The 22357-nt window shown below is 32.3% G+C and carries 22 protein-coding genes and 1 other RNA gene; 9 read left to right on the forward strand and 14 right to left on the reverse strand.

Translation table 11 applies throughout. From position 1 onward, the window contains the following. Positions 1-1395: FAD-dependent oxidoreductase (locus tag FUA22_RS02365; RefSeq protein ID WP_147767399.1), on the reverse strand; the 1395-nt coding region annotated here is incomplete at its 3' end. A 423-nt stretch (positions 1396-1818) separates the two neighbouring features. Further along, positions 1819-3090 carry a kynureninase gene (gene kynU, locus FUA22_RS02370; RefSeq protein ID WP_147766216.1) on the reverse strand — a complete coding sequence of 424 codons (1272 nt, stop codon included), beginning with the start codon at positions 3088-3090 and terminating at the stop codon, positions 1819-1821. A 117-nt stretch (positions 3091-3207) separates the two neighbouring features. Here kynU and FUA22_RS02375 point away from each other — a divergent pair, with 117 nt between their 5' ends. Further along, on the forward strand, positions 3208-3627 hold the full coding sequence (locus tag FUA22_RS02375) for a (4Fe-4S)-binding protein (RefSeq protein WP_147766218.1): 420 nt from the start codon (positions 3208-3210) through the stop codon (positions 3625-3627). Positions 3628-3957: 330 nt separating this feature from the next. Here FUA22_RS02375 and FUA22_RS02380 read toward each other — a convergent pair whose 3' ends face one another. Next, on the reverse strand, positions 3958-5619 hold the full coding sequence (locus FUA22_RS02380) for a sodium/sugar symporter (protein ID WP_147766220.1): 1662 nt from the start codon (positions 5617-5619) through the stop codon (positions 3958-3960). 146 nt (positions 5620-5765) lie between these two features. Between FUA22_RS02380 and FUA22_RS02385 the strand changes: the two genes are divergently transcribed. The 4 genes from FUA22_RS02385 to FUA22_RS02400 are packed head-to-tail and all read left to right on the forward strand — an operon-like array spanning position 5766 to position 9860. After that, positions 5766-6758 (forward strand): GntR family transcriptional regulator, encoded by a 993-nt coding sequence (locus FUA22_RS02385; RefSeq protein WP_147766222.1) that lies wholly within the window; start codon positions 5766-5768, stop codon positions 6756-6758. A 4-nt stretch (positions 6759-6762) separates the two neighbouring features. Then, on the forward strand, positions 6763-7656 hold the full coding sequence (locus tag FUA22_RS02390; RefSeq protein ID WP_147766224.1) for an aldose 1-epimerase: 894 nt from the start codon (positions 6763-6765) through the stop codon (positions 7654-7656). A 12-nt stretch (positions 7657-7668) separates the two neighbouring features. Further along, the gene (gene galK / locus FUA22_RS02395) at positions 7669-8820 is read left to right on the forward strand and encodes a galactokinase (protein WP_147766225.1); all 1152 of its coding nucleotides are present in this window, start codon (positions 7669-7671) and stop codon (positions 8818-8820) included. A gap of 20 nt (positions 8821-8840) precedes the next feature. Beyond that, positions 8841-9860: a UDP-glucose--hexose-1-phosphate uridylyltransferase gene (locus FUA22_RS02400; protein ID WP_147766227.1), complete on the forward strand. Its 1020-nt coding sequence runs from the start codon at positions 8841-8843 to the stop codon at positions 9858-9860. A 113-nt stretch (positions 9861-9973) separates the two neighbouring features. On the opposite strand, the gene FUA22_RS02405 is transcribed toward FUA22_RS02400, so the two are convergent. From FUA22_RS02405 to FUA22_RS02450, 10 genes are all read right to left on the reverse strand, one after another. After that, positions 9974-10504 carry an Hsp20/alpha crystallin family protein gene (locus tag FUA22_RS02405; protein WP_147766228.1) on the reverse strand — a complete coding sequence of 177 codons (531 nt, stop codon included), beginning with the start codon at positions 10502-10504 and terminating at the stop codon, positions 9974-9976. A gap of 172 nt (positions 10505-10676) precedes the next feature. After that, positions 10677-11071, reverse strand: a transfer-messenger RNA (tmRNA) gene (ssrA, locus tag FUA22_RS02410). Between the two features lie 361 nt (positions 11072-11432). Next, positions 11433-12098 (reverse strand): DUF1361 domain-containing protein, encoded by a 666-nt coding sequence (locus FUA22_RS02415; RefSeq protein WP_147766230.1) that lies wholly within the window; start codon positions 12096-12098, stop codon positions 11433-11435. Next, entirely contained in the window at positions 12070-12459 is a 390-nt protein-coding gene (locus FUA22_RS02420) for a ribosomal maturation YjgA family protein (protein WP_147766232.1), read from the reverse strand. The genes FUA22_RS02415 and FUA22_RS02420 overlap by 29 nt, the downstream gene beginning before the upstream one ends. A gap of 1 nt (position 12460) precedes the next feature. Further along, positions 12461-13147: a SanA/YdcF family protein gene (locus FUA22_RS02425; RefSeq protein ID WP_147766234.1), complete on the reverse strand. Its 687-nt coding sequence runs from the start codon at positions 13145-13147 to the stop codon at positions 12461-12463. Beyond that, positions 13125-13634 carry a hypothetical protein gene (locus FUA22_RS02430; RefSeq protein WP_147766236.1) on the reverse strand — a complete coding sequence of 170 codons (510 nt, stop codon included), beginning with the start codon at positions 13632-13634 and terminating at the stop codon, positions 13125-13127. The genes FUA22_RS02425 and FUA22_RS02430 overlap by 23 nt, the downstream gene beginning before the upstream one ends. Continuing rightward, positions 13631-14008 (reverse strand): hypothetical protein, encoded by a 378-nt coding sequence (locus FUA22_RS02435; RefSeq protein WP_147766238.1) that lies wholly within the window; start codon positions 14006-14008, stop codon positions 13631-13633. Before FUA22_RS02435 ends, FUA22_RS02430 begins: the two co-directional genes overlap by 4 nt. 5 nt (positions 14009-14013) lie before the next feature. After that, a complete protein-coding gene (locus tag FUA22_RS02440) occupies positions 14014-15393 on the reverse strand; it encodes a DUF4153 domain-containing protein (RefSeq protein WP_147766240.1) in 1380 nt (459 codons plus the stop codon). 48 nt (positions 15394-15441) lie between these two features. Then, the gene (locus tag FUA22_RS02445; RefSeq protein WP_147766242.1) at positions 15442-15738 is read right to left on the reverse strand and encodes a winged helix-turn-helix domain-containing protein; all 297 of its coding nucleotides are present in this window, start codon (positions 15736-15738) and stop codon (positions 15442-15444) included. A gap of 56 nt (positions 15739-15794) precedes the next feature. Beyond that, entirely contained in the window at positions 15795-16403 is a 609-nt protein-coding gene (locus FUA22_RS02450) for a hypothetical protein (protein WP_147766244.1), read from the reverse strand. Between the two features lie 172 nt (positions 16404-16575). Between FUA22_RS02450 and FUA22_RS02455 the strand changes: the two genes are divergently transcribed. Next, positions 16576-17307 (forward strand): slipin family protein, encoded by a 732-nt coding sequence (locus FUA22_RS02455; RefSeq protein WP_147766246.1) that lies wholly within the window; start codon positions 16576-16578, stop codon positions 17305-17307. 78 nt (positions 17308-17385) lie between these two features. After that, complete coding sequence (locus tag FUA22_RS02460; protein ID WP_206667076.1) at positions 17386-17712, forward strand: DUF1801 domain-containing protein; 327 nt, start codon at positions 17386-17388, stop codon at positions 17710-17712. A 24-nt stretch (positions 17713-17736) separates the two neighbouring features. Here FUA22_RS02460 and kdsA read toward each other — a convergent pair whose 3' ends face one another. Continuing rightward, positions 17737-18555 carry a 3-deoxy-8-phosphooctulonate synthase gene (gene kdsA, locus FUA22_RS02465; RefSeq protein ID WP_147766250.1) on the reverse strand — a complete coding sequence of 273 codons (819 nt, stop codon included), beginning with the start codon at positions 18553-18555 and terminating at the stop codon, positions 17737-17739. A 230-nt stretch (positions 18556-18785) separates the two neighbouring features. On the opposite strand from kdsA, the gene typA reads away from it, so the two are divergent. Continuing rightward, complete coding sequence (gene typA / locus FUA22_RS02470) at positions 18786-20585, forward strand: translational GTPase TypA (RefSeq protein WP_147766252.1); 1800 nt, start codon at positions 18786-18788, stop codon at positions 20583-20585. Between the two features lie 449 nt (positions 20586-21034). Continuing rightward, positions 21035-22357 (forward strand): O-antigen translocase, encoded by a 1323-nt coding sequence (locus tag FUA22_RS02480; RefSeq protein ID WP_147766256.1) that lies wholly within the window; start codon positions 21035-21037, stop codon positions 22355-22357.

The following is a 22357-nucleotide window of genomic DNA, read 5'->3' on the forward strand; positions in this document are numbered from 1 at the left end:
CAAACCTGCAATTTTATCTTCTTCAAGAATTTCTTGGGTCTCTTTTTGAACTTTTTCTAGAGTCAATTTTAAATCAGCATTTAAATCAATATCACTATCAGAAAGCATATTTAAAATGGCTTTGTCTTGAGCCCTTCCCTTTAGCATGGCTTCACGATAATCTAAATCTTCATTAAAGGTAACTAATGAGTATTTTGAAGCATATTCATTTGGAAATTGTTTCTCCAAAGCCATTTCCAATTTACGCTTTTCTTGGAATATAGGGTTTGCTACGTGGTCTCGCATTTCGTAAAAATTGTCGATAGCTAAGTCTGCAATGGCATCGGTGTCTTTTTTTCTGGATTTTTCATAGGCCTTAAAAATGGCTTCCCAATTTCCTAAATTGGCATCTAAAACCTTATCAAACTCAACTACATCTTCAAAAGAAGCATTCATGCCCTGTCCGTAAAACGGAACAATTGCATGAGCCGCATCACCCATTAAAAGTGTGTTGCCTTTATAATGCCACGGTGAACATTTTACGGTACCTAAAGCCGAAGTAGGATTGTTGTTAAAGTCTTCCAACAGATTTGGCATTTGAGCTAAGGTATCCGGGAATTCTTTTTTGAAAAATTCCAGCACTTTTTTATCTGTATTTAAATTATTGAAATTGTATTCACCTTCATTGTAACTTAAAAACAAAGTCACTGTAAAACTACCGTCAAGATTGGGTAGTGCTATAAGCATAAAACTACCACGAGGCCAAATATGAAGGGCATTTTTGAAGATTCTGAAATCGTCTTTTCCCTTTGGAAGGATGCTCAATTCCTTATAACCATGGGTTAAATAATCTTGTGAAAAACTGAATAAAAACTTTTTACCTAAATAATAACTTTTTCGAAGAGAAGAACCTGCTCCATCTGTTCCTATGATAACATCGGCATCTTCTATAAATTCTGTTTTGGTTGTGTAATCTTTAAAAAGAGCGGTTGTTTTTTCAAAGTTTATCGATTTACATTTTTTGTTGAAATGAATGGTTACATTATCATGCTTTTCGGCCTCATCTAAAAGTAGCGCATTCAATCCACCGCGAGAGATGGAATTTATATATTCATGTTCTCTTCCGCTATAGTTTGATAAAAAGGTATTGCCTTTACCGTCATGAATCATGCGCCCATTCATTGGAATACAAAGTGCTTTTACTTGCTCATCTAAACCAACAAGTTTCATGGCTTTGATGCCTCTATTGGAAAATGCTAAATTTATGGAACGGCCTGCACTTATGTCCACTTTTCTTAAATCTGGACGTTTTTCATAAACGGTGACATTGTACCCGCGTTGCCCTAACCGTAAGGCTAACAATGAGCCGCATAGACCCGCACCAACTATAAGTATGTTTTGTTTTTTTTCTTTCATTTTCGTCATTCTGAACTTGTTTCAGGATCTCATAATTATTTCAATTTCAAATGGATTCCTGCCTTCGCAGGAATGACAAGTTAGTTTAAAATTTGCTTTAATTTTTGAATTTCTTCATAGCTAAGTCTAAATTTTCTTAGTCCTAAATTCTGTTTTTTGTTTTCTAGGTTTTCAAAAATAATTTTATCACTACTAGAATTAAATTGAATTTTAGAAAAGCTATTGTATTCTTCGTTTGTGATTAACCTGTTTTTAACCAAGCAAACTATCCGTTTATTGGTAATTAACAAATAGTCTTTGTTTCTGTTTAAGATAAGGTAGGCCAACCCAACTAAGGTATTATCGAGAATACCTGGTTCCGATGATTTTTTTAGTAGGAAAATGTTTTGTTCCTTTTTAAGAATTGAATTTATGTATTTAACACTATCCATTCAAAATAGCTTTCAAGCGTTCCACCAAATTATAAATATCTACAAATGAATTATATAAAGGAATAGGAGCACAACGTATCACATCAGGTTCTCTCCAATCGCTTATAATACCAGCTTCTGTTAATTTATTATGCAAGGATTTATCAGCATTAATCACCTGAATAGATAACTGACAACCCCGTTCATCCTCATTTTTAGGTGTAATAATTCTAATTACATCTTCTCCTAACTCTTTAAGTAAAAACTCAAAATAGCCTGTGAGTATTTTAGATTTTCCCACCAGTTTTTCAATACCAACATCATTAAAAATATCTAATGATGCCCTTATCGCTGCCATAGATAAAATAGGAGGGTTGCTTAATTGCCAGCCTTCTGCTCCAGGAAGTTGATCAAACTCATCACGCATATTAAATCGTGTATGTTTATTATGACTCCACCAACCAGTGAATCGGTTTAAATCTTTTTGGTGTGCATGACGCTCGTGCACAAAACAACCCGCTAAACTTCCCGGACCCGAATTCAAATATTTATAGGTGCACCAAACGGCAAAATCAGCTCCAGAATCGTGCAAGTTGAGTTGAACATTTCCCGCGCCATGGGCACAATCAAAACCAACAACACATCCATGTTTATGACCTAGTTTTGTAATTCTTTTTAAATCAAAAAACTGTCCTGTATAGTAGTTTACACCGCCAATCATAATAAGTGCTATTTCATCACCTTGTTGCTCAAGAATTTCTTCTAGATCTTCGTGTATTAATAACTCTTCGTCTTTTCTTGGTTTCCATAATACCACGCCTTCTTTATCGTCATATCCATGATGTCTCAATTGAGATTCTACAGCATATTTATCAGAGGGAAAGGCAGCACTCTCAATTAAAATCTTATAACGGGTTTTCGTTGGTTTATAGAATGACACCATCATAAAATGCAAATTGGCAGTGAGCGTATTCATTACTATCACTTCAATAGGTTTAGCGCCTACAATATGCGCCATACTTTCGGTTAGAAATTCATGATATGGTAGCCATGGGTTTTTAGCTTCGGTGTGTCCTTCAACACCCAAATTTGCCCAATCTTCCAACTCTTGATTCACATAAGATTTTGTGATTTTAGGTTGAAGCCCCAGAGAGTTTCCTGTCATATAAATTAAATCGTTTCCATCTTTGTCTTTAGGAATATGAAACTGATTTTTATATGATGCTAAGTCGTCATTTTTGTCTAATTCTAAAGCAAAATCTAAACCTAATTTATATGTTGGCAATTTGAAGTTTTTTATCGGTTTCTAACAAAAATAAGAATTTAAAAAATGAAGTTACTGTCTAAACTGAAGATAATCTTAAAGCTTGATTTTTTGTATATTTAAAGAAATCACTAAGATATGGGAAAGACAAAAGAATATTCAAACGGGGAGGTAACCGTGGTTTGGAAACCAGAAATATGCATCCATGCAGCTACATGTGCTAAAGGGTTGCCGGAAGTTTTTAAGCCTAGGGAACGTCCTTGGATTAAAATTGATGCGGCCACAACGGCGGCCATAATGGATCAGGTGAAACAATGTCCGTCTGGCGCCTTGAGCTATTATATGAACGATGAAGAAGACCAAACTTCGGAGGTATTAGAAACTAAAGTGGAGGTACTGGAAAATGGACCGCTTTTGGTTTACGGAACCTTAACGGTTACTCATAAGGATGGGACTTCTGAAGTTAAAAATAAAACAACGGCTTTTTGCCGATGTGGTGCGTCTGACAATAAACCTTACTGCGATGGTGCTCATTTAAAAGCAGGATTTAAAGATTAAATTAGTAGTTGAGATCCCGATTTTCATCGGGATTAGTTCAACTTAGAATTTTTAGGTCGTATAAAAACTTCCAAAAATTGAGTTTCACTAAAAAAGGAAAAGGGCTTCAACCATTGATTGAAGCCCTTTTCATATATATAGACGCTAGTGCGGAAAATTCTGTTATACTTTATATACGAGTATTAGTCGGAATCTGGATGGTAAAATTACAGATAAACTATTTTTTTTATTGGAATAAACTCAAATTTAATGCCGAAGTTACCTAGAACTTTAGGCAAAAGAAAAGCGCCATATAAATATGACGCTTTAATTATATCAATTTATTATTTTCTACCAGAAAATAGCATACAATACAGCCAAAATAATCATTACTGCAAACGAACCAATATTAAATAGTGGTGTTGTTTTAAATAATTCTTTGGTAAGTGGAATACCTTTCACATCATCAGCTCCTTTGTTTTCGCTATTACTAATAATTGCAATTACTACCATTGATAGTAAAGTTGCAAGACCCATTTGGTGCATCCATGGTGCTAAGAAATCAAATGACTCAACATATATTGGTAAAAGTTTTAGTGCTAAAGCTATTGGAATAGATAAAACAGCTCCCCAAATAGCCCCTTTGTTTGATGTCTTTTTCCAGAATAAACCTAATAAGAAAACTGCTAATATACCTGGACTCACAAGACCTGTATATTCTTGAATATATTGGAATGCCTGATCTAACCCATCTAAAAGAGGTGCTACTAATACAGCAATAACTAAAGCCACGGCTGCTGTCATTCTACCTACATTAACGGTCTTTTTATCATTAGCATTTTTATTGAAATATTGCTTGTAAATATCCATTGTAAAGATAGTTGACGTAGAATTCAACATAGAAGCTAAAGAAGATACAATTGCCGCAGCTAAAGCAGCAAATGCCACACCTTTTAATCCAGTTGGTAAGAATTGAAGTAACCATGGATAAGCTTTATCTGCTTGTTCTCCAGAAGGTATATTTAATTGTCCTACTTCTCCTAAACTAGCCATTATTTCTGGGTCATTTACCATTACGTATGCTGCAATACCTGGCACTACAACAATTAAAGGAATAACTAATTTTAAAAAGGCAGCCAATAAAATACCTTTTTGAGATTCTTTTAAAGATTTAGCAGCTAAAGTTCTTTGGATAATATACTGATTGAATCCCCAATAATATAAGTTGGCAACCCATAGTCCTCCAACCAATACCCATACACCAGGTAAATCTAAGTAATTAGCATTGGCACTTCCATCGCCATTGAACTCTTCTAATACCATGTGAAACTTGTCTGGAGCAGCTTCCCATACCTTACTGAATCCAGCCATAACACCTTCTCCTCCAGATACAGTATTTAATGCCAAATATGTTGTTACTAAACCACCTAAAACTAGAAATACAACTTGAATTACATCTGTCCATGCAACAGCCGATAAACCACCGTATAACGAATAAGCCGCAGCAAATAATGCTAAACCAATTATGGCATACATCATATCAACGCCCATAATAGTCTCAATGGCTAAACCTCCTAAGTATAATACAGAAGTTAGGTTAACAAAAACATATAGTCCTAGCCAGAAAACGGCAAGAATAGTTTTTAAATTAGTAGAGAATCGTTTTTCAACAAACTCTGGAATGGTATAAAGACCTTTCTCAATAAAAATTGGTAAAAAGTACTTACCTACAATAATTAAGGTAAGTGCCGCCATCCATTCATAAGACGCAATTGCTAATCCTAATGCAAATCCAGAACCGGACATTCCAATAAATTGTTCTGCCGATATGTTCGCTGCAATTAATGAAGCTCCAATAGCCCACCATGGTAACGATTTACTTGCCAAGAAATAGTCTTCGGCATTTTTTTGGTGCCCTTCCTTATCTCTGGATACCCATAATCCTACACCCAAAATCAAAATGGCGTAAGCAACGAAGATTACATAATCCAACGTTTCAAATCCTGCTGTCATAGTAAAAAATTTAGTTTAGTTAGTATTAATAAGTTTCAAATATAGAAATTAAATTTTAAAAAAAAGCCAATTTTCAATAAAAAAACCAAACTAGTAGGGTCTAGTAGGTTTTTAAAATAATTTTTATATATTTGTAGTCACACATTATGATAAAAATTAAAAGTAAAATAGGTATACCTAAGTATAAGCAGATAATCAATTCTATTGAAGAAATGATAGTTACCGGTGTGCTTCAAAAAGGTGATCAAATTCCATCTATAAACAAGATTAAGAATGATCATAACCTCTCAAGAGACACCGTTTTAATGGCTTTTAACGAATTGAAGAATAGAGGAATCATTCAATCTGTTGTAGGTAAAGGGTATTATGTTTCTAGTGAAAATGTAAGTGTTAGTCAAAAAATATTTTTGCTTTTTGATGAACTTAATTCCTTTAAAGAAGATCTTTATAATTCCTTTTTAGAAAATTTAGGTAATGATATTCAGGTAGATATATATTTTCATCACTTTAATAAAAATAGTTTTAGTAAGCTGATACAAGAAAATGTTGGTGATTATAATTATTATGTAATTATGCCTGCAAATATGGAAGGTACTAATGATGATATTCAAAATCTTCCGGAAGACAAGGTTTATATTTTAGACCAGATACATGATGACTTAACTAAATACTCTGCTGTATACCAAAACTTTGACAAGGCTATTTTTAATAATCTAACTAAAGCAAATCATTTAATTAAGAAATATAAAAAGCTTGTTTTGGTCTTCAATAAAAACAAACAACCTAAGGGTATGCGCAATGGGTTTATTATGTTTTGTGAAGAGAATAATAAATCTTATGAATTAGTTAATGATTTAACAGATAGAGAGCTTCAAAAAGGGGAAGCCTACATTATGCCAGATGATAAAAGCCTTTTAAGAGTTATCAAAAAAATGAAAGAATCTCAGCTAGAATTAGTAAACGATATTGGAGTTATATCATATAACGATACCCTGCTTAAGGAGATTGTTGAAGGAGGTATCACCACTATTTCAACTGATTTTAATGCTATGGGCAAACGTTTGGCAGAAATGATTTTAGATAAAGAGCAAGGGCAAATTGAAAACCCAAATAAATTAATAATTAGAAACTCACTATAACTAAATGTATAACATTAAACATAACCAAGAATCTGGACTTTTAGAAGTTGAAAACCCAGCTGCCAACGTTTATGCAAAAATTTATTTAAATGATGGTGCCAGCATGCAGGAACTTACCCTTAACGGGCATGCTATAATAAAAGATCTAACTCCGCTAAGTTATGCAGATACTTACGCCTCTTCTATTCTGTTTCCATTTGCTAATCGAATAAAGGATGGTAAATATGCCTTTAAAGGAGAAGACTTTCAGTTTGAAGCCAATCAAAAAGAAGAAAACAATGCCTTACACGGCTTAGTTTACAACAAAACTTTTGCTGTTATTGATAGTACATCAAATGAAGATTCAGCTTCAGTAAAACTGGAATATAACGAGACCAATGAATCTCAAGGATTTCCTTATTTATATAATATTCAATTGGAGTATATTTTTAGTAATGAAGATTTTGAGTTGAAAGTTACAGTTAAAAATACAGATGCAAAACCGTTTCCGTTTACTTTAGGTTGGCACCCTTACTTTTTGAGTAGTAATTTATATGATAGTTTACTTCAATTAAATAGTACCAGCAAATTAGTTTTAGGGGATAGAAATATCACAACAGGTACAATGAAAACGGACACTACCCTACCTATTAAAATTGCTGGACAACAATTAGATGATTGTTGGGTTTTAAATTCAGATGAGGTAGTGTTTCATACACCAAATTACAAGCTAAAATTCAACGCTACAGGAGATAATAACTTTTTACAAGTATATACACCACCAAAGGTAAATACCATCGCCATTGAGCCAACTACCGGGGTTTCAGATAGTTTTAATAATGAAATAGGTTTGAAAGTTCTTAAAGCTGGTGAAACCTGCGCTATTACTTGGAGCCTAAATATTAAAAACAACAACTAAACAACATATAAAATGAGTGCAAGATTAATTAATGATGTAAAAGACATTTTTATTCAAGAGTTCAACACAGAACCTATTTTAATTTTCTCACCTGGAAGAATCAATATTATTGGTGAACACACTGATTATAACGACGGATTTGTATTTCCTGCTGCCGTAGATAAAGGTATTGCAGCGGCCATTCAAAAGAGTGATTCTGGGGTTTCTACAGCTTATGCATTAGATATGGATAGCAAAGTAGAATTTAAAATAGGTGATCTTAAGCCATTAAAAGAAGGTAGTTGGGAAAACTATGTTTTTGGCGTGATTGCAGAAATTTTAAACAGAAATAAAGTAGTTGGGAATTTCAACATTGTTTTTAAAGGTGATATTCCGGGAGGTGCTGGTATGTCTTCATCGGCAGCATTAGAAAACAGTGTGGTTTTTGGGCTAAATGAACTATTTAATTTTGGTTTCACAAAAGAAGAAATGATTTTTATTTCTCAGAAAGCAGAGCATAATTATGTTGGTGTTAATTGTGGAATCATGGACCAATATGCTAGTATGTTTGGTATTAAGGACCATGCATTGTTGTTAGATTGTAGAACGATAAAAGCCAAACCTTTCAAGATTGATTTCGAAAATCACGAACTTCTTTTAATAAACACTAATGTAAAACACAGTTTATCTGATAGTGCATATAACGACAGACGTTCGGCTTGTGAAAACATAGCAAAACTACTTCATGTAAAAGCATTACGTGATGCTACAGAAGATGATTTAGAAACTATTAAAGATGAAGTAACACCAGAAAATTATCAAAAAGCATTGTATGTTATTCAAGAGAATAATAGAGCAAGAAATGCTTCTAAAGCTATGGAAGAGGGTGATTTAGAAAAACTTGGAAGATTAATATACGGTTCTCATGAAGGACTTTCTAAACAATATAAGGTAAGTTGTGATGAACTTGATTTTCTAGTAGAAAAAGCTAAAGAAAGTGGTTACGTTATAGGAGCAAGAATGATGGGTGGTGGCTTTGGTGGCTGCACCATTAACCTTATTGAAAAAGGAAAAGCAGATGACTTTGAAACTTTAGTATCTGGTCCTTATAGAGAAACATTTGGAAAAGATTGCTCAGTGTATTCTGTGGCACTTTCTGATGGAACACATTTAGTAAAACAATAATATTAATAAGTTATAAAATAATGAGTACCGAATTAGAAGATTATTCACATAAGCGCTTAAATATACTAACAGGCGAATGGGTTTTAGTATCACCTCACAGAGCTAAAAGACCTTGGCAGGGCCAGAATGAAGCTGTAAATAATGAAAAGAGACCAACACATGATGAGTCTTGTTATTTATGTGCTGGCAACACACGAATTAATGGTGAAATAAACCCTAAATATGAGGATGTATTTATTTTTACCAATGATTTTGCTGCACTACAAAAAGATTCACCAGATTTTTCTGTTAATGATGGTTTATTAATTGCTCAAAGCGAAAAAGGTATCTGTAAAGTAGTTTGCTTTAGTCCTGATCACTCAAAGAGTTTAGCAGACATGGATGCTAACGAAATTCAAAAAGTGGTTTTTGCATGGCAAAAAGAATACAAAGATTTAGGTGGTAATGATTTAATCAACTACGTACAAATATTTGAAAACAAAGGAGCTGTAATGGGATGTAGTAATCCGCATCCGCATGGACAGATTTGGAGTCAGTCTACACTTCCTAACGAAGTTGATAAAAAGAACACCCAACAATTAAACTATTACCAAAAAAATGGCAGTAGTTTATTAGGTGATTATTTAGCTCAAGAATTAGAGAAGAAAGAGCGTATCATTTTTGAAAACGACGCCTTTGTTGTGTTAATTCCATTTTGGGCTGTATGGCCTTTTGAAGCTATGATAGTTCCTAAAGCTCACAAATCTAGTATTTCAGATTTAAATGAAGAGGAAGCTTATTTATATGCCGAAGCCATTTCAGTATTAACCAAAGCTTATGATAAGATTTTCAATACGTCATTCCCTTACTCTAGTGGTATTCATCAAGCACCAACAAACGGAGAAGATAATAGTCATTGGCATTTCCACATGAGTTTTTATCCACCATTATTAAGGAGTGCTTCTGTGAAGAAATTTATGGTAGGTTACGAAATGTTCGGATCTCCACAGCGCGATATTACAGCAGAAAAAGCTGCTCAAATGATAAGAGATTTAGTTTAATCTCCTTAGTGTTAATAGCAATTAAAAAGCCCTTGCATCAATATGTAAGGGCTTTTATTTTTAGCCCTATGTAGAGTCATCATAAAGCTAATGCAGATTTAAATTCTACTTTTCTACTCAATGTCTATAACCTTTTTCACAGGTTCTTCCTTAAAACCATTTTTGTTTTTTAAAAGTGTAATTAATAAAATGCCATCTTTATAAACGGCTTTAATCTCTTGATCTAAATCTACAGTTTCTGGTAAGGCACATGAACGATTAAAAGAATTATAACTAAACTCTTTTCTAGAATAATTATCTTCTTCTTTAGTTTCTTCAGATTCCTTTTTGGCACTTACAAAAAGCACATCATCTTCCAAAGAAACTTTAAAATCATCTTTTTTAAATCCTGGAACGGCAAACTCTATTTCAAAATGATTATCCAGTTCTTTTACGTTCATTGCAGGCACTAAATTGTCATTATCAAAAAAATCACTTTCAAAGGGATTGTCAAACCTCATTAAGCTTTTAAAATCATTATAATTTGGTACCAGAATACGATCACTCAAAGGTGATAAAGGGCCATGTCTCCAAGGGGCAAACAGTCTGTTACTCCATGGATTTAAAGTGCGATGTCTTCTTTTGCGTTTTGTCAATGAAGTCATGATACAATAATTTAGGTTAAACAAAATTTCACTTAAAAATGTATTAACTATAATAGAAATATCCAATGATTTTTATCATGTTCTACGTTTGATTTATAGGTATTTAATTGAAGGATATTTGAGTTAAAATAAAAAAATCCGATTTATATAAATCGGATTTTTAAGTGTAATTCTGTGGAGTCGGAGGGATTCGAACCCTCGTCCAAACAAGTAACCAAAGAGCTTTCTACACGTTTATTCTTTTCTTGTTTTTTCGATTATAAGCTGGTTAAAGACAACCTACATATAACTTAACTTCTTTAGTTTCGAAAGAGCAACAAAGCACTACCCAATCTATGTTAACATTTACGATGCCTCAAAATGGAACGCCGTTAACCAAGGCTTTCCGGAGACATAAAGCTTGTACACCTTGTGTACCTAGGCCAATCCTACTATAATTCGGATTATGCAGCTAAAGCGTAGTTATTCTCGCCGTTTAAAATTTGACCTAGCCTTTAAGGTGTTTCAAAGTCATTACACCACGTGCTTACCGTTTAATTAATCTCGCTGTCAAAACCAGTCGACCCCTTAATTAATTGCCACTTCGAGTGATTCCGATTCTTTTTCGGAATTGTATCGAGAAGTGGGCGTTACCCACAATGGGTCGGGCTCTCTGCAGTCGCTTTTTTGTGTTGCTTAGGTGCAACAACACAAAAAGAACTTCAACAATGCCTCCATCCCTAACGCGGAGGGCAAAGGTATTAAAAACTAACAAAAATTATGCCTTTTTGGGTGATTAAAGCAACTTAACTCGTTAGGTATTGGTTGTGCGTTACGTTTAATGGACAACCAATGCCAACAGACGATTATTGGTTTATGGTATATTTTGTAGACCCATTAGACAATATGGAAAGACAATTTAGAGCACATTTTACATTAAGGCGTTAATTTAGGTTTCTGATTTGTACTTGAAGTTTTGAAATACCCAATATCCAATAGTCAAAAAAGCTCCAAATAATAATGTAAACAACCATGCTTCGTAATATTGACTTGGTTGATGAATTATTTCTAAAATATCGGTAAAAAGAGAAATTGGATCTTGAACTATTTCCCAAGAATTATAACGCAGGTACCTACCCAAATAAACACCAAACCCACAAAGAAAATGAATAAATATTATGAGAGAGTCTTTATAATTGCTTTTCATGCTTTCCTGAAGTATGGTTTTCATATCAACCATTGATAAATAGAATAGCATCAACCCCACTAATGCAAACGAACTAATCACCAAAATATCAAGCCAAAGTAAGTGAGAGTTACTAATTTTTAAGTGTAGAAGATCTGTTATAATGTAAGGGGCATTAGGTAAAAAAAGCAGCCATACACCAAACCAAATAATCAGCTTTAATTTATTAAGCTTGGGCAAACTTACTAAATAGGTTGTAATGGCAAAAGGTATGACTGCTAGAAAGACATTCCAAACTAAAAACAAGTAAAAAAAGGAATGTGTTAGCTTCATTCTAATCATTAACAGCACTATGCTGAATACTATAGAAACACTTAAAAGTGAAAATGTTTTAAATTGACTAAATATGAGTTGTTTTATGTTGTTCATTTTTTAAAATTTTTAAGTCTACAATTACTATTGTTATAATACCTAAAGTATAGGCCATTAAATCTGAAAATTGAAATGAAGTACCTAGAATAATTCGTATGATTTTATTTTGAATATTTAATAAATCTAGAATATTCAGTAATTGAATAAATTCAATTGAAAATGAGAAAATTAATACAGAAACCCCAAGTTTTAAGGCATTGACTTTTATAAAACTTCTAACTATGCTGTATAGCAAAATGGTAGCTAGAAAGTCTCCAAATGTATGTCTGATCAAACCTGTTTTTAGATAGGTAGCTATTAGAATTTCAATAGTTAAAATAAGTATAGTCAACATTATATAAGTTTTATTCAATTTCATTTTATACTATTTCAATTTTTTTACCCAGATATTTTGGCTGAACGTTAAACAATAAATCTATTGAGGCTTTTGTTCTAGCTAAATATTCTCTTGCCCTTGTTTTAATACCGTACTTTCCTTTAATATCTTTTGCATTAAAAGCTACGGCTTCAATATCAAAATGTCTGGTTAAATACAAAGCACGCTCATTATGAAATCTTTGAGAAATAAGCGTTACTGATGATAAACCAAAAATTTCTTTAGCTCTTATTACGGAATCAAGTGTTCTGAAGCCGGCATAATCAAGATAAATTTTGCTTTCTGGGACGCCTCTTTTAATTAAATCATTTTTAAAATCTGTTGGTTCGTCATATTCTTTTCTACCATTATCACCACTTATTAAAATAAATTCAATTTTACCTGCTTTAAATAAAGCAAGGGCAGCTTCTAGCCGATATTTATAATAAAGATTAATACTACCATAAGAAGTAAATTTACTAGCACCTAAAATCAAACCTACTTTATTCTTTGGAATTTGGTTAACATCATTATAGGTTGAATTTTTGGCCTGAATATCAATCCAGATATTTATGATTACTACATAAACAATGGTAATTAGAGATAAACGCTTTAAGTTTTTAAAAATTTCTTTCGGTTTGAAAAAATCAATTAGATGTTTCAAGGTTTTAGAATATTTCAGTTTGTTCATTTTTGATCTTTATTAGGTTAACTTGTTTTATAGAAAAGATGGCTTGTCTAAAGTCATGAATGGAGACTTTTAAAAGCTTTTTATAATCATAATGATGAAATAAGTTGGCATTTTTACCTATACAATAAGATTTGAAATAGTATCTATAATAATCCGGTAAAATGATAATGCCCAGTATCATGGCTCCATATAGATAAGGGCTTCTTTTTCCGTTTCCAAAGCATAAGCATTGTAGGCCTATTTCATCTTCAACTTTTGTTCCATAACCAGTTATGGTTTGGTAGGCGTCATGTCGTTCGACTTTTGAAATTAATTCAAAGTTGTTTTTATCTAAAAACACACCTAGGTGTTTTCCTATAGAATCTTCAGGATATGTGAGTAATTCCTTTTTGTAAATCCCCCAAGGTTCATGGTTTTTAAACATATTCGTATATGTTTTTTGGCTTTTTTCAAACAGCCGTTCTATGAGTTTTTTTCTATACTTCATGACTCAAGCTTTGTTACTTTTTTCTTAGCTAACCAAACCCAAGATTGTAATGACGTAAAAAATGCAGCCGTAAAAAAAGATACAGCATCAGGAGCTTTCCAAAATCCATAAGCACATAAACAAAAACATGCTATGGCATAGAATGGGAAAAACCATTGGAAAACTATTTCGGTGCCATTCTGCTCTTTGTTGCAGGTCCAAAAGAAGGGAGCAATAGTAAAAATAATTACCAATGAGCAGCAAAGGCAAATAGGTATCATTGATAAGAAAACAAATGGAAGCATTCCCAAGTCTAAATCATCACAAAAGATTAGAAACCAGAAGATACATGTAGCTAAAAGAGTTGCCTTGGCAATTGTTTTTCCTATGCTCATAATGATTAATCTATTTTAAGGTTATCATAAGTAAACTCCTGCCAATTATTGTCTTTAAGTTTTTTTAAATAATTGCGGTACTTTCTGTCTACCCTTATTTTATTTTCACCTTTTAAAGGAATATTATCACTGTATTCCTTGAGTAGAAAGGTATTGTTATTAGATAATTTAGTTAAGTAAAAGAAATCTATGGATTGGGCATGATTAAGATTGTAGTAGGTTATATGCTTGTCCCAATTAATAGTGCATGCAATAATTAAAATGGCAAAAGCAGTTACCGAATTAACTCTAAATAGATACCATAAGTTTTTAATTTGATTCACCTTAATGGCTGTTGTTGCTAAACCAATAACGGTTAATAATAGGTAGACTAAAACACCTATTCTTTTATATGTAAAACCAAAATAGTAGATGTATTGACAATCTTTTATAGCTGTGTTTATAACAAGAATAGCGTTTAGAACAATCCAGATGTAGGCTAAAGATTTTAGCTTTTTGCTCCCTTCAAAGAAGTTTAGATTTCCTCTAAAAAAGTATAGAATAATTATTATGGCAATGATTATAGAGGCAATAAGTGCATTTATACCACTATGTACTTGACTTGAGAATACTGACGCCATTAAATCTTGGGTTGAAAACAAAAAGGTGAAATCCGTAACAAGGAAAAAGATGATAAGCAGGTTTAAAAGCGATATTAGTACAACACCCAATTGGTTCTCATTTTTAACTGATTTGATTGAAAATTCCCCTTTATTCTTTAAAGTATTTTTAGTTTCTAAGTCGATCGTAGTTGCTGGATTAACCGGAATAGGTTCTGAAATATTATAAAGCAGATAATATCCCAGTACTGTTAATAATAACCATTGAATGTTTATAAAACTGAAGTTTATTTTGGAAGTAAGGTCATTAAATACTGGGTTACCATTTCTGTAAAGAAGAATAAAAATGATAACAACTATTAGGGGAATGCCTATGATTTTTATCCAATGAACATAGTCAATATCCCTTTTAATCTTCACTTTTTCTTCTTTTTCATGGGGATTAAAATTTCTATGAAAAAAACCAGCGACAAAAGAGTAAAACCCATTTAACCAGCTGACATAAATTGAGGATTTATGTTCTGAAACATGACCAACTAATGTAAAGAAGGCTACAAAGTTTGCGATAAAAGACAGACTGGATTGAAAAAAGAAAATTGAGATTGCGGATATTAAATAGAGTAAACTGAAAGCAATGGAGCTTTTCTGCTTAAAGGATTTTGGATTATAGGTTGCCAAAATAACTATGGTCACTATGCTGAATAAAGACATGTTTAAACCAAGACTTTGTTTGTAAAAGAGTGTGCTGAATAGTACAGCGCCAATTAGTAGTGATATTTTTTTCATATTCTTATTTTAAAGTACTTTGAAATTCAAAGTATAATGATAAAAAAATTATTTTTGTTTATTTATTATTGACTCTAATGCTTCAATATGTTTTTTAAAGGCTGCTCTTCCTAATTTTGTAGTAGAGTAGCGGGTATTTGGTTTTCTACCTATAAATTGTTTTTCAACTTTTATATATTCACCTTTTTCAAGGGCTTTGGTATGACTTGCTAAATTACCATCGGTGGCACCCAGTAGCTCTTTTAACATATTAAAATCTGCATACTCATTTACCATTAAAACAGACATGATACCAAGCCTAATTCTATGATCAAAAAGTTTGTTTATGTTGGTTATGATACTCATTTTCTAATAATTCTTAAAGTTCAAAGTTACTGAAAACTGTCGCTGAAAATTCAGAACTATTTTCTGTCATATTTGAAATGCATCCAAGTGCCATAAATAATATGCATGAAACCAAAGCCAATTACCCAAAGCCAGAAACCAAAACCGGGTCTCCATGCTCCAATTAAACCAAGGATGATTTGAATATAGCCTAAATACCTTATGTCTCCTATGCTATATTTTGAGGCATTAACCAATGCCAAGCCATAAAATATAAGCATTAAACCACCAGATTGCCCATATTTTCCTTGACTTAAAATTATTAAGATGTATAATCCGCCAACTATTAGAGGAATTAAAAAATTAAGTACTAAACGTTTAGAGGTGGCATCCCAAATTTTAGCGCCGTGTTTTTTTGCCTTTCTAGTTGTTAAAAATATTCCAGTAACTATACTTAAAAAAGCTACCAAACATAACGTTAACATACAGAGTCTATATATTTGGCCATCTAATATTAGTATGCCGTTACTATAGGTCATTACTAACCAATAAGCTATGGCAGCTCCGATTAATGCGTAAATGCCTGCTAGTATTCCAGATAAACCACTAAGTGAAATAAAGCGAGAAGATTTATTCATTAAATCTTTAATCTCACTTATGTCTTTTAAATAATCTTTTGATTCCATGTAAAAGTACTTTGTAATACAAAGTAAATAAAATATTTTGAATGAGACTATTAAAAATTTCTTAATTTTTGTTTCTAACTTAACTATTTACAGTTTCAAATTCTTTCAAATTTCATCAAAATTCACTATCTTAAAGAGTTACTTAACTGATATTAATTTAAAAGAATGAATTATGAATCCTCCTTTAATATTTACGGTTTTTATTATCGTATTCTTGCTTTCTGGGATACGAGTAGTTTTCGAGTATAAACGCGCTTTAAAATTTAGATTTGGAAAATATATTAAAACTTTACAACCTGGATTTAGATGGATTATTCCTATTGTTGAGACCATACAGGTAGTAGATATTCGAGTTATTACTATTAATGTGGTTTCTCAAGAAGTTATGACAGAAGACAATGTACCTTGTAGCATTGACGGTGTTGTCTTTTTCAAGATTGAAAACCCAGAAAAAGCCGTTCTTGAGGTAGAGGAATATACTTTCGCAATTACACAATTATCTCAAGCAGCTCTAAGGGATGTATGTGGAAAAGTTGAATTGGATACCATTTTATCTAAACGCGAGGAAATGGGCAAGAATATTAAAAATATTGTTGAAATTGAAACTAAGGAATGGGGTGTGGATATTATTGATGTTAAAATAAAAGATATTCAATTGCCTGAAAATATGAAGCGCATGATGGCTAATCAAGCCGAAGCTGAACGCTCTAGACGAGCACGTATTATTTTGGCTTTAGCTGAAGAACAAGCTGCTGGTAAATTATTAGAAGCAGGTAAATTAATAGATCAATCTCCATCGGCCATAAAATTGAGGTTATATCAAACTTTATCAAATATAGCCGCAGAGAAGAATTCAACCATTTTATTCCCTTTCCCTGAAGAGGTATTACCAAAAAAAAAATAAACAGGCTATGAATTAAATGCTCATTTTTTAAATTTGACTAAATAAATAGTTTATTTGAAGCCAGTAGATCAATATTTTTTGAACCAGACAGAGCCGTATCAATCCATTATGCTCTATGTGCGTGATATCATTCAAAATACATTACCTGAAGTACAGGAAAAGTATAATTATGGCATACCTTTTTATCATTACAAAGGGAAACCTTTTATTTATTTAAATATTTTGAAACGCACCAATTTTGTTGATGTTGCTTTTGTTAAAGGTGTATTAATGAAAGACCAATTCCCACAATTGAAAGATTATAATAATAGGAAAAATGTTAGGTCAATGCAGTATACAAGTATAGAATCTATTAATCAGCAGGAACTTTCTAAAATAATAAATACTGCTGCCAAAACTTATTGATGCTCACAAAAAGGTGTGGAGAAACTATAGGTTATTAATAGTTTTTCTAATAGCTACTAAGTTAGTTAGGAGGTTTTCTAAATTATCTAAATGAAGCATGTTAGCACCGTCACTTTTTGCATTGGCAGGATCAAAATGGGTTTCAATAAATAAACCATCTACATTATTAACAATTCCTGCCCTGGCAATAGTTTCAATCATATCTGGTCTGCCTCCTGTTACACCTACAGTTTGGTTAGGTTGTTGAAGCGAATGCGTTACGTCTAAAACGGTTGGAGCATATTCACGCATTGTTGGAATACCCCTAAAGTCTACAATCATATCTTGGTAACCAAACATGGTACCTCTATCTGTAATCCAAGCTTTATCACTGCCAGCATCTTTAACTTTTTGTACAGCGTGTTTCATGGCTTCAGGACTCATAAATTGTCCCTTTTTTAAATTAACTACTTTACCAGTTTTGGCTGCAGCAACTACTAAATCGGTTTGGCGCACTAAAAATGCAGGTATTTGTAATACATCAACATATTGAGCGGCTATAGCTGCATCAGAAACTTCATGAATATCTGTAACTGTTGGAACATCAAAAGTATCAGAAACTTTCTTAAGAATTTCAAGTGCTTTTTCATTACCAATTCCTGTAAAACTATCAATTCTACTACGATTTGCTTTTTTAAAGCTGCCCTTAAACACATAAGGTATTTCTAATTTATCTGTAATGGTAATCACTTTTTCAGCTATTCGTAGCGCCATTTCTTCTCCTTCAATGGCACATGGACCGCATAGTAAAAAGAAATTATTTGAATTGGTGTGTTTTATCTTTGGAATATCTTGAAGATTCATATAAAAATATCAATAATTTAAGGCACAAAGATACTACTTATGCCGAATATTTAACTGAAGTTTAATTTTTAACCTCCACCCGCATTAGCGATAGAAGTGGCATCCTTTTGCTAAAGCAAAAGATATAGCGGATAGCGCGACTTTTTTATAAAAAAAGTAATGCCCTAAATAATGTATTAGATATCCATTAATAATGAGTAACTTTGCACGCTTAATTTAAGGCACTGGGTATGAACAAAATAAAAAATATTGCTATTATAGCTCACGTAGATCATGGTAAAACTACTTTGGTTGATAAGATTATGTATCACTGTCAGTTGTTTCGTGAAAACGAAAATACAGGTGATTTAATTCTTGATAATAACGATTTAGAGCGTGAAAGAGGTATTACTATTACTTCTAAAAATGTATCAGTTACTTATAAGGACACTAAAATAAATATTATAGATACGCCTGGTCACGCCGATTTTGGAGGTGAAGTAGAACGTGTTTTAAATATGGCTGATGGTGTACTGTTATTGGTTGATGCTTTTGAAGGGCCCATGCCACAAACTCGTTTTGTGCTACAAAAAGCTATTGATTTAGGATTGAAACCTTGTGTGGTTGTAAATAAAGTTGATAAGGAAAATTGTACACCGGATGAGGTTCATGAAAAAGTGTTCGATTTAATGTTTGAATTAGGAGCAGAAGAGTGGCAATTAGATTTCCCAACGGTTTATGGTTCTGCCAAAAACAATTGGATGAGTGAAGATTGGCAACAACCAACTGAGAATATTGAACCATTATTAGAAATGGTTATTGATCATATTCCATCACCTAAAATTGAAGAAGGTAGTACGCAAATGTTAATTACCTCTTTAGATTTTTCATCATTTACTGGAAGAATTGCTATTGGGCGTTTAACCAGGGGTGAATTAAAAGTTGGTCAGAATATTTCTTTAGTAAAAAGAGATGGAAGTATTGTAAAATCAAGAATTAAGGAGCTTCATACATTTGAAGGTTTAGGTAGAAAGAAAGTTGAGGAAGTTCAAGCAGGTGATATTTGCGCTATTGTTGGATTAGATGGTTTTGAAATTGGTGACACCGTTGCCGATTGGGAGAATCCAGAAGGTTTAAAAACTATTGCTATTGATGAACCAACAATGAGCATGTTATTTACTATTAACGATTCACCTTTCTTTGGGAAGGATGGTAAATTTGTAACATCTCGTCATATAAAAGAAAGATTAACCAAAGAGCTTGAGAAAAACTTAGCATTAAGAGTTTCAGAAACTGATAGCGCAGATAAGTTTATGGTTTTTGGTAGAGGTGTTCTGCATTTATCTGTATTAATTGAAACCATGCGTAGAGAAGGGTATGAGTTACAGATAGGTCAGCCTCAAGTTATCATTAAAGAAATCGATGGTGTAAAATGTGAACCTGTAGAAGAAATGACAATTGATTTACCTGAAGCAGTTTCAGGTAAAGCTATTGAAATGGTGACTATGCGAAAAGGTGAAATGCTAAGCATGGAGGCTAAGGGAGATAGAATGGTTTGTGAGTTTGTTATTCCGTCAAGAGGTATTATTGGTTTACGTAATAATTTATTAACTGCTACTGCGGGTGAAGCTATCATGGCACATAGATTTAAAGAATATCAACCACTTAAAGGAGGTATTCCAGAGCGTCAAAACGGGTCATTGGTTTCAATGGAAAAAGGTCAGGCTATTCCTTACTCTATTGATAAATTACAAGATAGAGGTAAGTTTTTTGTTGATCCAGGTGAAGATATTTATGAGGGTCAAGTAATTGGAGAAAATTCTCGCGGAGACGATATGACGGTTAATGTTACTAAAACAAAAAAATTAAGTAATGTACGTTCTGCAGGTGCAGATGATAAAGCGAAAATAGTGCCAGCTATTAAATTCTCATTAGAGGAGGCTTTAGAATATATTCAAAAAGATGAATATGTAGAAGTTACACCAAACTTTTTAAGATTAAGAAAGATTTTCTTGAAAGAGGTAGAACGCAAACGAAACAAAGCAATCTAAGAATATTTAGAATTGTAATAATTAAATTAAAGAGAGATTCTAATACTAGAGTTTCTCTTTTTTTATTATACTGCTCTATGGAATTATTTGGAATTACATTAACGGAATATATAGGTTATTTAGCATCCTTTATGGTATTGTTATCTTTTACAATGCGTAAAGTTAAAATACTTCGTCTTGTAAACATGATGGGTTGTATTCTATTCGTTATCTACGGGTTTTTAATGTCTACATTAAGAATTGGTCTACCCATAATTATTGCAAATGCTGCTATTTTCTGTGTTAACTTGTTTTATTTGATAAAAAAAAATAGTTAAGTTACACTTCATTTTATAATGTGGTAAATTTACTTTTGAAAGATAATCGATTTCGTATATTTGACCTTATCAATATCTACGCCTAATTATTTGCACAAAGGTGAAATTGCTTAAAAAGAAAACATATATTAATTGAGGAGATTAATAGATTATATAAATAATAACGTTTTAGTTAAAATTACTTCGTTACAGATTGCTTCAGTTGTAACCAGAATAGTTGCCGGATTATTAACTTCAAAGGCCATAGCTGTTTTTATAGGAGCTGAAGGCTTAGCTTTAATTGGAAATTTAAGAAATTTTGTAAGCGCCTTTCATACTATTTCTATACTTGGATTTTATAAAGGAGTTGTAAAGTATGTTTCAGGTTTTAAAGAAAATTTAGAAGAATTAAGCAAAACTATTTCAACTGTTTTTTATACTGGTTTTATAGCAACAATTTTTGTTTCATTATTATGTTACTTTAATGCAGAATTAATAAATGATATTATATTTCCTTCTTATAATCACTATACCAAGATTATAAGGGTTTTTGCAATTGTACTTCCATTTTATGCTTTGAACATGTTTTCATTTTCCATAATGAACGGTTTTTCGAAATATAAAATTCTTATTGTTATAAATATCATCGGGCAGATTTTAAGTGTATTAGTTGCTTTGCTATTAATCTATCAGATGGAATTAAAAGGCGCATTGATATCTGTTGTAATTGCTGAATCTTTGATTTTCTTAATAACCTTAGTGGGTATAGTAAACCGAAGAAGTTTAATATCGCTTATCAAAGTAAAAAGCGTAGATTTTACCTTTTTAAAGAAAATTAGTTCGTATTCTTTTATGGCTTTCTTTCCAATGATAATGTTGCCAATTGTTGCAATAGCGATAAGATCTCATATCATCGAAAATATAGGTTATAAAGATGCTGGTTTCTGGGAAGCTATGACAAGAATTTCTAAATATTATTTAATGTTTGTTACCTCTTTAATGGCATTATACATTTTGCCTAGGTTTGCAGAAATAGATAATAGAGCGGATTTTAAAAAAGAAGTTTTTAGTTTTTATAAAACCGTAATGCCTAAACTAGGCTTGGGGCTTCTTCTAATTTACCTTTTAAGACCATTCATTGTTACTGTGGTATTTACTGAGGAATTTAGACCTATGGAAGGTTTGTTTTTATGGCAGTTGTTAGGTGATTTTGTTAAAGTCTTATCAATGGTAATAGCCTATCAACTTTTAGCTAAAAAGATGTTTTGGCATTATATTATAACCGAAGCATTTTTGGTTGTGATGTTATATATAACAAGCATCAACTTTATTGATATGTTCAATAGCATTCAGGGTGCTGTAGTGGCTCATTTTGTGAGTTACTTACTGTATTTTGGTGTTATTTTGTTAATCTTTGGAAGCACACTTTTTGGAATTGATAAGGTTGATGACCGAGATGAATCAGCTTTAAATTAA

Source organism: Seonamhaeicola maritimus, from assembly GCF_008056315.1.
GTDB classification, from domain to species: Bacteria; Bacteroidota; Bacteroidia; order Flavobacteriales; family Flavobacteriaceae; genus Seonamhaeicola; species Seonamhaeicola maritimus.

What these genes read in the sequence shown, in the direction of transcription:
- FUA22_RS02375 (WP_147766218.1), top strand. Translation starts at nt 3,208, where the DNA reads ATGGGAAAGACAAAAGAATATTCAAACGGGGAGGTAACCGTGGTTTGG.
- FUA22_RS02380 (WP_147766220.1), bottom strand. Translation starts at nt 5,619, where the DNA reads ATGACAGCAGGATTTGAAACGTTGGATTATGTAATCTTCGTTGCTTAC.
- FUA22_RS02385 (WP_147766222.1), top strand. Translation starts at nt 5,766, where the DNA reads ATGATAAAAATTAAAAGTAAAATAGGTATACCTAAGTATAAGCAGATA.
- FUA22_RS02390 (WP_147766224.1), top strand. Translation starts at nt 6,763, where the DNA reads ATGTATAACATTAAACATAACCAAGAATCTGGACTTTTAGAAGTTGAA.
- galK (WP_147766225.1), top strand. Translation starts at nt 7,669, where the DNA reads ATGAGTGCAAGATTAATTAATGATGTAAAAGACATTTTTATTCAAGAG.
- FUA22_RS02400 (WP_147766227.1), top strand. Translation starts at nt 8,841, where the DNA reads ATGAGTACCGAATTAGAAGATTATTCACATAAGCGCTTAAATATACTA.
- FUA22_RS02405 (WP_147766228.1), bottom strand. Translation starts at nt 10,504, where the DNA reads ATGACTTCATTGACAAAACGCAAAAGAAGACATCGCACTTTAAATCCA.
- FUA22_RS02415 (WP_147766230.1), bottom strand. Translation starts at nt 12,098, where the DNA reads ATGAACAACATAAAACAACTCATATTTAGTCAATTTAAAACATTTTCA.
- FUA22_RS02420 (WP_147766232.1), bottom strand. Translation starts at nt 12,459, where the DNA reads ATGAAATTGAATAAAACTTATATAATGTTGACTATACTTATTTTAACT.
- FUA22_RS02425 (WP_147766234.1), bottom strand. Translation starts at nt 13,147, where the DNA reads ATGAACAAACTGAAATATTCTAAAACCTTGAAACATCTAATTGATTTT.
- FUA22_RS02430 (WP_147766236.1), bottom strand. Translation starts at nt 13,634, where the DNA reads ATGAAGTATAGAAAAAAACTCATAGAACGGCTGTTTGAAAAAAGCCAA.
- FUA22_RS02435 (WP_147766238.1), bottom strand. Translation starts at nt 14,008, where the DNA reads ATGAGCATAGGAAAAACAATTGCCAAGGCAACTCTTTTAGCTACATGT.
- FUA22_RS02440 (WP_147766240.1), bottom strand. Translation starts at nt 15,393, where the DNA reads ATGAAAAAAATATCACTACTAATTGGCGCTGTACTATTCAGCACACTC.
- FUA22_RS02445 (WP_147766242.1), bottom strand. Translation starts at nt 15,738, where the DNA reads ATGAGTATCATAACCAACATAAACAAACTTTTTGATCATAGAATTAGG.
- FUA22_RS02450 (WP_147766244.1), bottom strand. Translation starts at nt 16,403, where the DNA reads ATGGAATCAAAAGATTATTTAAAAGACATAAGTGAGATTAAAGATTTA.
- FUA22_RS02455 (WP_147766246.1), top strand. Translation starts at nt 16,576, where the DNA reads ATGAATCCTCCTTTAATATTTACGGTTTTTATTATCGTATTCTTGCTT.
- kdsA (WP_147766250.1), bottom strand. Translation starts at nt 18,555, where the DNA reads ATGAATCTTCAAGATATTCCAAAGATAAAACACACCAATTCAAATAAT.
- typA (WP_147766252.1), top strand. Translation starts at nt 18,786, where the DNA reads ATGAACAAAATAAAAAATATTGCTATTATAGCTCACGTAGATCATGGT.